Source organism: Streptomyces sp. NPDC028722 (assembly GCF_040637655.1).
Taxonomy (GTDB): Bacteria; Actinomycetota; Actinomycetes; order Streptomycetales; family Streptomycetaceae; genus Streptomyces.
Map to the genome: position 1 here is coordinate 18,966 of NZ_JBEZWU010000015.1, position 13,183 is coordinate 32,148.

At 73.0% G+C, this 13,183-nt stretch carries 11 protein-coding genes; 3 read left to right on the top strand and 8 right to left on the bottom strand.

Annotated features, from left to right (window positions below; translation table 11 throughout):
* The first annotated feature begins 16 nt into the window (after positions 1-16).
* Both AB0F03_RS22540 and AB0F03_RS22545 read left to right on the top strand, forming a co-directional pair.
* Positions 17-1,000, top strand: coding sequence for an LLM class flavin-dependent oxidoreductase (locus AB0F03_RS22540; RefSeq protein WP_361994796.1), 984 nt, complete (start codon positions 17-19; stop codon positions 998-1,000).
* 64 nt (positions 1,001-1,064) lie between these two features.
* The gene (locus AB0F03_RS22545) at positions 1,065-2,282 is read left to right on the top strand and encodes a styrene monooxygenase/indole monooxygenase family protein (RefSeq protein WP_361994799.1); all 1,218 of its coding nucleotides are present in this window, start codon (positions 1,065-1,067) and stop codon (positions 2,280-2,282) included.
* A gap of 11 nt (positions 2,283-2,293) precedes the next feature.
* Here the strand turns inward: AB0F03_RS22545 and AB0F03_RS22550 are convergent, their stop codons facing one another.
* The gene (locus AB0F03_RS22550; RefSeq protein WP_361994802.1) at positions 2,294-2,923 is read right to left on the bottom strand and encodes a TetR/AcrR family transcriptional regulator; all 630 of its coding nucleotides are present in this window, start codon (positions 2,921-2,923) and stop codon (positions 2,294-2,296) included.
* 205 nt (positions 2,924-3,128) lie between these two features.
* Here AB0F03_RS22550 and AB0F03_RS22555 point away from each other — a divergent pair, with 205 nt between their 5' ends.
* Positions 3,129-4,652, top strand: coding sequence for an MFS transporter (locus AB0F03_RS22555; RefSeq protein ID WP_361994805.1), 1,524 nt, complete (start codon positions 3,129-3,131; stop codon positions 4,650-4,652).
* Positions 4,653-4,759: 107 nt separating this feature from the next.
* Here AB0F03_RS22555 and AB0F03_RS22560 read toward each other — a convergent pair whose 3' ends face one another.
* The 7 genes from AB0F03_RS22560 to zwf form a co-directional block, all read right to left on the bottom strand.
* Positions 4,760-5,572 carry a class II aldolase/adducin family protein gene (locus AB0F03_RS22560; protein WP_361994807.1) on the bottom strand — a complete coding sequence of 271 codons (813 nt, stop codon included), beginning with the start codon at positions 5,570-5,572 and terminating at the stop codon, positions 4,760-4,762.
* A gap of 87 nt (positions 5,573-5,659) precedes the next feature.
* A complete protein-coding gene (locus AB0F03_RS22565; RefSeq protein ID WP_361994810.1) occupies positions 5,660-7,177 on the bottom strand; it encodes an FAD/NAD(P)-binding protein in 1,518 nt (505 codons plus the stop codon).
* Between the two features lie 285 nt (positions 7,178-7,462).
* A complete protein-coding gene (locus AB0F03_RS22570) occupies positions 7,463-8,455 on the bottom strand; it encodes a helix-turn-helix domain-containing protein (RefSeq protein ID WP_361994813.1) in 993 nt (330 codons plus the stop codon).
* 420 nt (positions 8,456-8,875) lie between these two features.
* Positions 8,876-9,541, bottom strand: coding sequence for an SDR family NAD(P)-dependent oxidoreductase (locus AB0F03_RS22575; RefSeq protein WP_361994816.1), 666 nt, complete (start codon positions 9,539-9,541; stop codon positions 8,876-8,878).
* A 266-nt stretch (positions 9,542-9,807) separates the two neighbouring features.
* Positions 9,808-10,590, bottom strand: a complete 783-nt coding sequence (gene pgl, locus AB0F03_RS22580) for a 6-phosphogluconolactonase (protein ID WP_361994819.1) — start codon at positions 10,588-10,590, stop codon at positions 9,808-9,810.
* Positions 10,587-11,648: a glucose-6-phosphate dehydrogenase assembly protein OpcA gene (gene opcA / locus AB0F03_RS22585; RefSeq protein WP_361994822.1), complete on the bottom strand. Its 1,062-nt coding sequence runs from the start codon at positions 11,646-11,648 to the stop codon at positions 10,587-10,589. Before opcA ends, pgl begins: the two co-directional genes overlap by 4 nt.
* Positions 11,645-13,183, bottom strand: coding sequence for a glucose-6-phosphate dehydrogenase (gene zwf, locus AB0F03_RS22590; RefSeq protein ID WP_361994825.1), 1,539 nt, complete (start codon positions 13,181-13,183; stop codon positions 11,645-11,647). The genes opcA and zwf overlap by 4 nt, the downstream gene beginning before the upstream one ends.

The window sequence follows — 13,183 nt, forward strand, 5'->3', positions numbered from 1 at the left end:
ACCCCCAGGAGGAACCGTGAAATTCGGCATCTGGCTCGACTTCCGCAACCCCGGGCGCTGGCGGCAGCCCTGGGCCGAGGTGTACGAGGAGAACCTCTCGCTGGCGACCGACGCCGAGGAGCTGGGGTTCGAGTCCGTATGGCTCTCCGAGCACCACCTGACCGACGACGGCTATCTGCCCTCCCTCTTCCCGGCGCTGGCGGCCATCGCCACCCGCACCAGCCGCGTCCGGCTGGGCACCGCCATGCTGCTGGCGAGCCTCACCCACCCGCTGCGGCTCGCCGAGGACGCGGCCGTCACCGACCTGCTCTCCGGCGGCCGGCTGGAACTGGGCCTGGCCCCCGGCTACCGCGAGAAGGAGTTCGAGGCCCTCGGCGTGGAGCGCGCCGAGCGCGGGGCCCGCACCGAGGAGACGGTGGAGATCCTGCGCAAGGCCTGGGACGGCGAGCCGTTCTCCCACTCCGGCCGGCACTTCACCGTCGACGACGTCGTGGTCACCCCCGTGCCCGACCGCCACCCGCCGTTGTGGATCGGCGGCGGCGGGAAGGCCGCCGCGCTCCGGGCCGGCCGGCACGGCCTGCGGTTCCTGCCCGACCTCGGCACCTCCCCGGAGATCCTCGACCTGTACCGGCGGACCCTCGCCGAGCACGGCCACGACCCGGCCCGGTTCGGTGTCACGGCCATCGTCACCCCCGGCGTCTACGTCTGCGAGGACGCCGAGGAGGGCTGGCAGGAGATCAGGGAGCACTACTGGTACCTGCTCGACAAGTTCCAGGAGTGGTTCGGCAACCCCGGCCTGCCCTCCGTCGACGACCTGCCGCGCGAGCTGTTCCTCGTGGGCCCGCCCGACCTCGTCGCGGAAGGGCTGCGCGACCGGGTCAAGCCCCTGGGCGACGTGGAACGGGTCATCTTCTTCGGCCGGGCGCCCGGCCTGCCCGCCGACCGGGCCCGCCGCTCGCTGCGGCTCTTCGCCGAGCACGTCATCCCCCAGTTCGGCTGAGGCGGCGGCCCCGGCGCCGGCGCCCCGCCGTCCCCTCGTACGACGTCCACCACGAAGGAGCACCATGCCAGACATCGCCATCGTCGGATCAGGCGTCTCCGGCCTGCACCTGGCACTGCGGTTGCAGCAGGCCGGGGTGAGCACCACGGTCTACGCCGAGCGCAGTCCCGAGGAGGTCGCCGCCGGCCGCCCGCTCAGCCTCCCGGTGCGCTTCGGCCACACCGTCCGGCGCGAGCGGGAGCTGGGCGTCGCCCACTGGGACCAGCCGGAGAACCACACCCTCGGCGTGCGTCTCGTCGCACCCGGGGACATCCACTTCCTCGGCCGCCTCGACGCGCCCGCGAGCGGCATCGACCTGCGGCTCTATCTGCCGCGGCTGACCGCCGACTACCTGGAGCGCGGCGGCCGGCTGGAGGTGCTGGCGCCGGACGCGGCCGAGATCGACCGCGTCTCCCGCCACCACGACCTGGTCGTGGTGGCGAGCGGGCGCGTCGCGCGCACCGGGCTGTTCCCGCGTGACCCGGAGCGCTCGCCGTACACCGAGCCCCAGCGGATCCTGACCGCCGGGCTGTTCCACGGCATAGCGCCCGTCGAACCGGGCCACATCCACTTCCAGGTCTCCGAGGCCGGCGAGATCTTCTCCACCCGGATCCTCACCGCCGACGGGCCGGTCCACGGCATGGTGGTGGAGGCACTGCCCGGCGGCCCGCTGGAGCAGCTCGCGTCCTACGACCACGCGGGCGACCGGGCCGGCTTCGAGAAGACCCTGCTCGGCCTGGTCGGCGAGTACGCGCCGGAGCTGCGCGAGCGCATCACGGACAGCGAGTTCGGGATCATCCGCCCCGGCGACGTGATCCAGGGCGGCCTCACCCCGACGGTGCGCCGCGGCTGGGCCACACTGCCCTCGGGCCGGGTGGCGCTGGCCCTCGGCGACGCCTGGGTGCTCAACGACCCGCTGACCGGGCAGGGCGCCAACCTCGGCTCGCGCAGCGCGTTCGAGCTGGCCCGGCTGATCCTGGCCGGCGGCCCGTTCGACGCCGGGTTCGCCGAGCGGGCGAGCGAGGAGCTGTGGCGGATCGCGGAGCCGGTCGTCGCCTGGTCCAACCTGAACATCGGGCCGCCGCCGGAGCACCTGGGCGCCGTCTTCGCGACGGCCACCGGTGACCAGCGGGTCGCGGACGCGTTCGTCGCCAACTTCAACCACCCCGCGACGATGTGGGAGGCCATCAGGTCGCCCGAGGCCACCCGGTCCTGGCTGGAGAGGACCACGGCCGCCGGCTGACCCGCGCCCTCTCAGGCGGCCGGCGAGGCGCCGACGAGGGGACCGGCCGGGGCGTTCCAGGCGGACATCGCCATCTCCACCAGGCCGTGCAACTGCGCGCGATCCGCCCCGTCGCGCGCCTGGACCGACAGCCCGTTGAGGAAGGTGGCGTAGAAGGCGGCGATCCGGTCCGTGTCCGTGTCCGGGGCGAGTTCTCCCGCGTCCCTGGCGGCGTCGAGGCGCTCCCTGATCATGTCCTTGGTGCGGGCACGGCAGCGCAGGGCGAAATCGCGGACCGACTCGTGGTCCTCGGTGCAGTTGGTGGCGGCGAGCACGATCATGCAGCCGCGCGGCTTGTCCTGCGCGGTGAACCGGTCGACGCTCGTGTGCAGCAGCGCCGCGACGGCCTCGCGGACGGTGGGCGCGGCGTCCATCTCCCGGCGCGAGGCCTCGGACTCGGTGCGTTCGTAGAGCCCGACGGCCTCCCGGAACAACTGTTCCTTGTTCTTGAAGGCGGCATACAGGCTGGGCGGGTTGATGCCCATGGCGGCACTGAGGTCGGTGGTCGACGTGGTGGCGTAACCACGCTCCCAGAAGACCAGCATGGCCGTGTGCAGCGCCGCGTCGCGATCGAAGGCGCGGGGGCGTCCGGTGCGGGCCACTTGCCCTCCTTGACGGCGGATCAGCCGATCGTTAGCTTCATGTGTAGAGGTTAGTACAGAAGTCGCGGCGCCCGCTCCCCCCGGTACGGACGGGCGTGCGGCCACTTCGTCCTGCGTCGACTCTACGGTCCACCCGCCTCCCCGCCCACCCTCCCCCGGGCGGGCGGCGGCGGGACGGCGTTCAATCCCGAAGGAGATCCGGTTCATGGCTATCGCGGACGACGTCCCGGCGGACGGCGCCTCACCCGGCGCGGGCGCGCAGCCGCCCGTACGCTGGGGCCTGCGCGAATGGCTGATGCTCGTGGTGGTGTGCGGCGCCTTCTCGCTCGACGCCCTCGACAACATCATGGTGGGCATCGCCACCCCCCAGATCAAGGACGAGTTCGACATGAGCACGTCCGCCGCGCAATGGGTGGTGAGCGCCTACGTCCTCGGCTTCGGCGGCTTCCTGCTGCTCGGCGGACGCATGGCCGACCTGCTCGGCAGGCGGCGCGTGTTCCTGACCGGCCTCACCGTCCTCGCGGCCGGTTCGCTGGCCGGTTCCCTGGCCACCAGCGGCTTCGTGGTGATCGTCGGCCGGCTGGTGATGGGCATCGGCGCCGCGCTGACCGCGCCCTCCGCCCTGTCCATCGTGGTCGGCAACTTCCCCGAGGGACCGCAGCGCAACCGCGCCCTCGGCATCTACACGGCCTGCGGCGCCGTCGGATACTCCATCGGCGTCGTCGTCGGCGGCGCCCTCACCCAGGCCAGCTGGCGCTGGACCTTCGCGCTCTCCGTACCGGTCGCCGTCGCGGCCCTGATCGGCGCCCTGGTGCTGGTCCCCAGGGACCCCGCGCACGACGGCACCAAGCGCCACTACGACGCCGGCGGCGCCATCACCGTCACCGCCGCCATGCTGCTGCTGGTCTACGGCATCGTGCAGGCCCCCGCCGAGGGCTGGCTCTCCGGCCGCACCCTGGGCGTCCTCGCGGTCGCGGCCGTGCTGCTCGCCGCCTTCGCGGTCATCGAGTCGCGCTCCCCGCAGCCGCTGCTCCGCCTCGGCCTGCTGCGCAACAAGTCGCTGGTCGGAGCCAGCCTGATCGCCGCCGCCATCCTCGGCACCTACATGAGCTACCAGTTCGTCGGCAGCCTCTACCTCCAGACCTACCGCGGCTGGTCCCCGCTGAGGATGGCCTTCGCCTTCCTGCCGATCGGCCTCATGATCCTCACCTTCGCGCCGCGTGCCGGCAACTGGCTCGGCCGCACCGGGCTGCGCTGGCCGATCTTCGGCGGCATGTTCGCCTACGCCGTGGCCTTCCTGCTCTTCCTGCGGGTCGGTGAGGGCTCCTCGTACTGGGCGATGATCCTGCCCAGCATGGTGCTGATCGGCATCGGCTTCCCGTTCGCCTTCACCGCCGCCAACGTGCAGGCCACCAACGGGGTCGACGAGTCCGAACAGGGCCTCGCCGCGGGCATCCTCCAGACCGGGTACCAGGTGGGGGCCGCGGTGGTGCTCGCCGTCGTGACCGTGCGCATGGGCAACGAGGACGACGTCAGCGACCGGCCCGCCCTGCTCTCCGGCTACCACCAGGGCACCTGGGTGATCATCGTCATCGCCGCCGTGTCGGCCCTCGCGGTGCCGCTCGCGGCGCTGGCCGGCCGCCGGCGCACCGGCGCCGCCCCGGCCGCACAGCCCCCGGCGGTCCTCGGCGAGCGGCCGGCGGAGTCGGCCGGACGGTCCGCGGGCTGACGCCCGGTACCGGACCCCGGCGGCGGGGCCCGGCACGGCACGAGGCCGCCCCCCGCGCGGGGGGCGGCCTCTTCCGCGCGGTGCTCACCGGCGGCGGTGCCGCGCGGTCACTCCTCCAGCAGGTCGGGCTGCTCGTGGACGATCTCGTCCCACAGCAGCTGGAAGCTGAACCAGCCCAGGTGCCGGTCCCCGAAGCCGTCGCGGGCCGCCAGCGCCTGCTCGTGGCTCATGGGCTCCGGCCGCCCGGCCGCCGCCGCCAGCAGCTGCACCTGGGCGGCGGCCTCGTAGGTGAAGAACCAGTGCACCGCCTCGTCCACCGAGCCGCCGACGGTGATCAGCCCGTGGTGGCGCAGCAGGATCGCCCGGTGGCCGCCAAGCCGGGCGGCGATGTCCTCGCCCTGGGCCAGGCTGATGGACGGGCCCTCGTAGTCGCCGTAGAGGACCTGGTCCTGGTAGAAGGCGGCGGACTCCTGGTCGAGGGGCTCCAGCAGCCGGCCGAGCGCGCCGAGGGCCCGCGAGTGCGGGGTGTGCCCGTGGGCCGCGGCGGTGGCGCCCGGGGCGGCCCGGTGGATGGCGGAGTGGATCACGAACGCGCTGGGGTTCACGCGGTGGTGTCCCTCGACGACCCGGCCCTCGGAGTCCACCAGGATCAGGTCACGGACCTTCACCCGGCTGAACGGGACACCGAACGGGTTCACCCAGAACCGGTCCGCGTCCTCAGGGTCGCGCACCGAGATGTGCCCCGAGACGCCCTCCCCGTAGCCGTACTTGCCGAACAGCCGCAGGGCGGCGGTCAGGCGCTGCTTGCGGTGCCTGCGGTCGTCCGCCACGGAGTCGAAGACCGGCTCCGTGGGCAGCGGCAGCCCGGTGTGGGTGTCCGCGAGGTAACCCGCCCGTTCACGCGTGGTGGTGTCACTCATCAGGTAACTCCTCGAATCGTCAGTGATCGCCCGGCCCGGGCGGGCCGGGGCACGGGCCCGGCGGCCGGCTGCCGCCGGACCGCACGCTCACACGGGCTGCATGGAGTCCGCGGACCCGACGGTGCTGCGGGCCGCGTCCCGGCGGACGGCGTCGGCGATGTCGACGGCGCGGTCCACCAGGGAGGGCACCCCGAAGGTGAAGAACAGCGATCCGGCGGCGAGGTCGCCCAGGGCGTAGATCCGCCGGTCGGTCCCGCCACCGGTGCGCAGTCCGCTGGTGGCCCGGGCGACGGCGAGCCCGCCGCGCGGATGCCGCGACGCGAGGCCCCGACCGGTGAGCGAGTCGATCAGTGCGGCGGCGGCCGGCGGGACGCGGTGCGCGGGCGGGCTCACCGCGTTGACGACGACGTCGGCGTGCCGGACGCCGTCCCCGCCCCGCACCCGGAAGCCCCCGGCGGGTCCGGGGTCGATCCGCTCCAGCCCGCGCAGGACGTGGAGCCGCCCGCTCTCCGCCTGCTGGAGCAGCGTCGCGGCGCTGGCCGGCGGCATGGGGCAGCACAGGCTCATGATCGTCCGGTAGTGGTCGCGCAGCAGCCGCGTCCGGTCCTGCTCGGGGAGCAGCGGCCACACGTCCGGCCCGGTGTCCGGGACGGCGCGCTGAAGGATGCGCAGCCCCGGGTCGGGGTCGTCGACCATGCCGAGCTGCCGGCGCAGCCGGGCGACGGGCTCCTCGGCGCCGCCCGCGGCGATCTCCCGCGTGACCGTGTCGAAGCGGGAACCGGCGGCCGACAGCTCGGTCCGCATGAGGGCGACGGCCTCGTCCAGGGACAGCCGTTCGCCCCGCGCCGCCATCGTGCGGAAGTGCGCCGCGGTGAAGAACCGCAGCTCGTGCTCCACCGGGCGCTGCCGGATGCCGGGCAGCACACCCCGCCGGGAGGCCAGGACGACCTCCCCGGTGTGCCCGGCGGCGGTGAGGGACAGGACGACGTCCACGGCGGTCAGCCCGCTGCCCAGCACGACCACCCGGTCCCGTTGACCGATGCCGGCCAGCTGCCGCACCACCGGGTAGGGATCGGCGACGAAGCCCGGGGCGCCGGCGAGACCGTGCGGGTCGGCCGGCACCCCGGTGCCGACGCACAGCACGACGTGGTCCAGGGCGAAGGCGGCCCGGTCCGCGGTGTACGCGAGCAGGGAGCCGTCCTCGCGGACCAGCTCGGTGACGGCCTCGCGCACCAGCTGGATCCGGCTGCCCAGGGCAGCGAGCCGGGTCAGCGCGCTGCGGGCGCACTGCTCCAGATAGTCGCCGTAGAGGGCACGCGGCGGGAACGGGATGCCCGACCGCGCGTCCACGTGGTCGGGCTGCGCGCCCAGGACGACCTCGCGCGCCGTCAGCCAGCGGGCGAAGTGGGCCGGATCGCCGGCGCGCACGGTCATGTCCTCGGGCGGGGCGTTCACCCGCAGGACGGCCGAGTCCGGCTGATAGGCGCGTCCGCGCCACAGGTGCGCGGACGGATCGAACACGGTGACGGACCGCGGAACGTCCTCGTGCCGGCTGAGGGCGTCGAGGAGGCAGACCGCGGACGCACCCCCTCCGACTATTCCCATTCTCGTCGGAATCGGCATGTACGGAACCCCCGTTCCATGGTGCGGGCGACTTCTGCCCTTCTTCCGGCAACAGTCGATGGAATCGGCCGGTGCGAATCGGCCGCGCTGCGTGAAGAAACGGAATGCGCACCGTGCGAAAGCACGGCCTCATTCTTCTGACTTCCGGACACCGTCCCTGGCGCGTGCACGCATACGCGTTGACGGATTCGCGCACGGGCGGGCGCGGCGGCCACGGCGGACCACCGCGCCCGGGATGCGGGGACGGAGGGAGACGACCCGGAGGAATCAGGCGCGCGACGACAGGGACTGCCTGCGCCACTCGCGGGGCGTCAGGCCGTAGCGCTCCCGGAAGAGCTTGCTGAAGTGCGACGCGCTGTCCAGCCCCCAGCGCTCGGCGACGCCCGCGACCGTCAGATGCGCGGTGCGCGGATCGGCCAGGTCGTCCCGGCATCGTGCCAGCCGCTCGTTGCGGATCCACAGGGCGGGGCTGGTGTTCTCCTCCTGGAAGAGCAGCTGGAGGTAGCGCAGCGAGATGTTGTGGCTCCTGGCCAGCAGGCCGGGGCTCAGTTCGGGACAGTTCAGGCGGGCGCGCGCGAACGTCTTGACGCGGTGCAGCAGCGCCTGGCGGGCCGCGGCGGGATCCCGGCCCGCGGTGCCCAGCTTCTCCGCGCACACGGCGGTGACCAGGCTGGCGACACTGCTGCCCAGCTGGTCGGCGACCGCGGTGTCGAACTCGGCCATGTGCGGGGCCGCGCTGCGCAGCAGGCCGGCGAGCAGCACGCTCGCCCCCTTCGCGCCGCACCAGACGGCCGCCCCCAGGGGGTGTTCGAGCCCGGCCCTGAGGTCCACCAGACGGTGGTCGAACTTCACGCTCACCATGTGGATGGGGCGCCGCATGGACATGCGGAAGGGACGGGAGCTGTCGTAGGAGAACAGGTTGCCGGTCCGGGCGACGGCCGTGCGCTCGCCCTGGCTGAGCCGGACCTCGCCGTCCAGGACGCAGGTGAGGTAGAGCGGGGTGAAGGTGGCCTTGCCGGCCAGGCGTGCGGTGCGCTCGACGGAGTGCGGACCGGCCTGGACCGCGGCGAGCTGGACGGTGCCGAAGGTGCCGGAGGCGATGGCTCCGTGGAAGTCACCGGGCTCCGTCCGGTAGACGTGCAGTGGCCCGCACGCGTCGGCCACCATGTCCCCCCAGCTGTGGAAGCTGTGCCGCAGCCGCGACTCCTGTGTGCGCAGAACCCGCACCGGCCCCCGTGAGTCGATCAGCCCGGTCTTCATGACCGGTGTCCTGCCGGAACCGACCCGGGTATGCCTACGCCTCGTCGTAAGCGGGGCATGAAAACTCCTTTCCTGATGCCATGCAAACGGGTAGGAGCAGTACCGCATGACATTCTGTGCCAGCGCCCCGCTCGGCTGGCAGTGACGTTCACGCCATGGTCAAAGACACAAAGGCTGACGCTGTGTACCGCCTGCCGACCGGGCGGGCATCCACCCTGTGCGCAGGGTAGTTAATGGAGAATTCATGTCGCGGAACACCGCAGGCCGCGGGCCGGGGACGACACGCATGTGGTGATGGAGGAGATCGAGCCGCGTGTGCCGGTTCGGGCCGGGTGTGCCACCGGGTACCGGCACGCCGTGACAGGTCGGCCGGAAAGGCTTTCTTGACGTCATGGCGTGCCGGTGCAGACGGCCGGTGCGCTACGTCGCGGGGACGCCGCCGTGCACGACCTCGTGCTCCCAGGCCTCCCGGGGCTGGTTGTGCAGTCGCCAGTAGTGCTCGGCGATGTCGTCGGGGTCGAAGGCGGTGCCGGGGGCGACCGCCCCGGGCACGGTCACCGAGGCCACGTGGACACCTGCCGGACCGTACTCCGCATCGAGCAGGCCGACCAGGGTGCGGAGCCCGTATTTGCCGAGGCCGAGACTGACGTAGCCCGGATCGGGACGGGGCATACCGCCGGTGACCAGGATCGATCCGTGCCCCCGGGCGGCCATGCCCGGAGCCACGCGGACGGCGGTGCTCAGCGCGCCGACCACGTTGACGGCCCAGGCGTCCAGCTGCCCCCGCGCGTCGAGTTCACCCGGGGCGTCCCGGCGGATCAGGGCCGCGTTGTAGACGGCCGCGTCGATCGGCCCGAGTTCCTCCGCGGCCCGGTCCAGCGCGGAGTGCAGCGCTGCCTCGTCCGTGCTGTCGGCGGTGAGCGCCAGGACCTTCCGGCCGCCGCTTGCGATCTCCGCGGCCACGCGGCTCACGGTCTCCTTGCGGCGCGCGATCACCGCGACCGAGAAGCCCGCCCGCGCGAACCGGTCGGCGACGGACTTCCCGATCCCTGGCCCCGCACCGACCACCACTGCTGTCGGCACCATCAACTCCCTTGCCTCTGAGGACGGTTACCAGCGGAGCGTACGTCCCGGGAGCGGTGAAACACCTGCGCCTCGGGGACCGGACCACCCGGACGGGGGAGGGACGGTCACGGAGCGTGGCGATGGGCCCCGGCCCGCCCGGCGCGCTCGGCCACCCGGGCTCCGACGGGTTCCGGACACCGCAACAGCGGGACGGGAGGACGGCGGGACGGCGGAACAGCACCGGGGCGGCGGGAGAGTCCCCGCCGCCCCGGTGGAGCGTCACATCCTCACGGCGAAGCCGGTGGATACAGCGACCGCGGCAACTGCGAGGCCGCCGCGGTGTCCAGCAGCCACAGCGTGCGGGACCGGCCGTGCGCGCCCGCCGCCGGTGCCTGCACCTCGCCCGCGCCCGACAGGGCGATCGCCACGGCCTCCGCCTTGTCCTCGCCGGCCGCGAGGAGCCACACCTCGCGCGCCGAGCGGATCGCCGGGAGCGTCAGGGAGATCCGGGTCGGCGGGGGCTTGGGCGCGCCGTGCACGCCGACCACCGTGCGCTCGGTCTCCCGTACGGCCGGCAGCTCCGGGAAGAGCGAGGCCACGTGGGTGTCCGGGCCGACGCCCAGCACGAGGACGTCGAAGGACGGCACCGAGCCGTGGTCCTCGGGGCCGGCCGCCTTCGCCAGCTCCGCCGCGTACGCCTCGGCCGCCGCCTCGGCGTCCGCACCGTACGGGCCGTCGGAGGCGGGCATGGCGTGCACGCGCTCCGGGTCCAGCGGCACCGAGTCCAGCAGGGCCTCGCGGGCCTGCGTGACGTTGCGCTCGGGATCGCCCTCGGGGAGGAACCGCTCGTCGCCCCACCACAGGTCCAGGCGTCCCCAGTCGATGGCGTCCCGCGCGGGCGACGCCGCCAGCGCGGCCAGCAGACCGTTGCCGTTGCGGCCGCCCGTGAGGACCACGGACGCGGTGCCCCGGGAGGCCTGCGCGTCCACGATCTTCGTGATCAGACGGGCCGCGGCGGCCTGCGCCATCAGCTCCTTGTCGCGGTGGACGACCAGCTGCGGTGTGTTCACTTCGCCGCCGCCTTCCTCGCCGGTGCCTTCTTCGCGGTCTTGGCCGCCGCCTTCTTCGCGGGCGCCTTCGCGGCCTCCTCGACCGGCTGCGGCTCGGCCACGGGCGCGTCGGCCGCCGCCTGCTGCTCCGGAACCGTCGTCAGCCGTTCCACGCCGTAGCGCAGCGCCGACGCGTAGGTGTCGTCCGGGTCCAGCCGGCGCAGCTCCTCCGCGATCAGCTCGGCGGTGTCCCGCCGCTTCAGCGCCACCGCGCGGGCCGGCTGGCCCTCGATGGTCAGCGTGGCCAGCGAGCCGTCGGCCCGGTCCAGCACGATCGGCCCCTGACTGGTGTCCATGCGGACCGCCGTCAGACCGGGACCGGACGACAGCGACCGCCTCACGGGCACGTCCAGCCGGTCCGCGAGCCACATCGCCAGCAGCTCGCAGCTCGGGTTGAACTCCTCGCCCTCCACCTCGACGGCCGTCACCCGGCAGGTGACCTGGTCCAGGGCGGCCGCCAGCATCGAGCGCCAGGGCGTGATCCGGGTCCAGGACAGGTCGGTGTCGCCGGGCTCGTAGGCGTCGGCGCGGGCCGACAGCTCCCGCACCGGATGCTCGGCGGCATAGCTGTCGGTGACCCGGCGCTGGGCCAGGGCGCCCAGCGGGTCCTTCGCCGGGTCCAGCGGGGCGGCCACCGGCCACCACACGACCACCGGGGCGTCCGGCAGCAGCAGGGGCAGGACGACGGAGTCGGCGTGGTCGGCGACCTCGCCGTGCAGCCGCAGGACGACCGTCTCGCCGGTGCCCGCCTCCACGCCCACCCGTACCTCGGCGTCCAGACGTGAGGACGTACGGTCGCGGGGGCCGCGGGACACCCGCTTGATGACCACCAGCGTGCGCGAGGGGTGCTCGCGCGAGGCGTCGTTGGCGGCCTTCAGGGCGTCGTAGGCGTTCTCCTCGTCGGTGACGATGACAAGGGTGAGGACCATGCCGACGGCGGGGGTGCCGATGGCGCGGCGGCCCTTGACGAGCGCCTTGTTGATCTCTCCGGCGGTGGTGTCGGTCAGGTCTATCTTCATGGCCGGCGCCAGCTCCGTCCGTCTCGTGCGAGCATCTCGTCCGCCTCGGCGGGGCCCCAGGTCCCCGACCTGTACTGCGCGGGCCTGCCGTGCTCGTCCCAGTACTCCTCGATCGGGTCGAGGATCTTCCAGGACAGCTCGACCTCCTCCGTGCGCGGGAAGAGGTTGGCGTCGCCGAGCAGCACGTCCAGGATCAGCCGCTCGTACGCCTCCGGGCTGGACTCCGTGAACGACTCGCCGTAGGCGAAGTCCATGGACACGTCCCGGATCTCCATCGAGGTGCCCGGCACCTTCGAGCCGAACCGGACCGTGATGCCCTCGTCGGGCTGGACGCGGATGACGATCGCGTTCGAACCCAGCTCCTCCGTCGCCGTGTGGTCGAAGGGGGAGTGCGGGGCCCGCTGGAAGACGACCGCGATCTCGGTGACGCGGCGGCCGAGCCGCTTGCCGGTGCGCAGGTAGAAGGGGACGCCCGCCCAGCGGCGGTTGTCGATGCCCAGCTTGACCGCCGCGTACGTGTCGGTCTTCGACTTGGGGTCGATGCCGTCCTCTTCGAGGTAGCCGATGACCTTCTGGCCGCCCTGCCAGCCGGCCGCGTACTGCCCGCGCACGGTGCTGCGGCCCAGGTCCTTCGGCAGCCGTACGGCACCGAGCACCTTGGTCTTCTCCGCGGCCAGCGCGTCCGCGCCGAAGGAGGAGGGCTCCTCCATCGCGGTCAGCGCGAGCAGTTGGAGGAGGTGGTTCTGGATGACGTCGCGGGCGGCGCCGATGCCGTCGTAGTAGCCGGCCCGGCCGCCGATGCCGATGTCCTCGGCCATGGTGATCTGCACGTGGTCCACGAAGGACCGGTTCCAGATCGGCTCGAACATCGTGTTGGCGAAGCGCAGCGCCAGGATGTTCTGGACGGTCTCCTTGCCGAGGTAGTGGTCGATCCGGAACACCTGCTCCGGCTCGAACACCTCGTGGACGACCTTGTTCAGCTCCTCGGCCGACTTCAGGTCGTGCCCGAAGGGCTTCTCGATGACCGCGCGCCGCCAGGAACCGCCCGACTGGTCGGCCAGGCCGTGCTTCTTCAGCTGCTGGATGACCACCGGGAAGGAACGGGGCGGCACCGACAGGTAGAAGGCGAAGTTGCCGCCCGTGCCCTGTGCCTTGTCCAGCTCCTCGATGGTGGCGCGCAGCCGCTCGAAGGCCTCGTCGTCGTCGAAGCTGCCCTGGACGAAGCGCATCCCCTGGATGAGCTGCTGCCAGACCTCCTCGCGGAACGGGGTGCGCGAGTGCTCCTTGACCGCGTCGTGCACGACCTGGGCGAAGTCCTCGTGCTCCCAGTCGCGGCGGGCGAAGCCCACCAGCGAGAAGCCCGGCGGCAGCAGACCACGGTTGGCGAGGTCGTACACCGCGGGCATCAGTTTCTTGCGGGACAGGTCGCCCGTGACGCCGAAGATGACCAGGCCCGACGGCCCCGCGATGCGCGGGAGCCGCCGGTCGGCCGGGTCACGAAGCGGGTTCGCTCCGGAACCGGAAACGGGTGACAA

Excerpts from the sequence above, each read along its gene's own strand:
- AB0F03_RS22575 (WP_361994816.1), bottom strand. The coding sequence starts at position 9,541 with ATGGTGCCGACAGCAGTGGTGGTCGGTGCGGGGCCAGGGATCGGGAAG.
- AB0F03_RS22560 (WP_361994807.1), bottom strand. The coding sequence starts at position 5,572 with ATGAGTGACACCACCACGCGTGAACGGGCGGGTTACCTCGCGGACACC.
- AB0F03_RS22555 (WP_361994805.1), top strand. The coding sequence starts at position 3,129 with ATGGCTATCGCGGACGACGTCCCGGCGGACGGCGCCTCACCCGGCGCG.
- opcA (WP_361994822.1), bottom strand. The coding sequence starts at position 11,648 with ATGAAGATAGACCTGACCGACACCACCGCCGGAGAGATCAACAAGGCG.
- AB0F03_RS22545 (WP_361994799.1), top strand. The coding sequence starts at position 1,065 with ATGCCAGACATCGCCATCGTCGGATCAGGCGTCTCCGGCCTGCACCTG.
- AB0F03_RS22565 (WP_361994810.1), bottom strand. The coding sequence starts at position 7,177 with ATGGGAATAGTCGGAGGGGGTGCGTCCGCGGTCTGCCTCCTCGACGCC.
- AB0F03_RS22570 (WP_361994813.1), bottom strand. The coding sequence starts at position 8,455 with ATGAAGACCGGGCTGATCGACTCACGGGGGCCGGTGCGGGTTCTGCGC.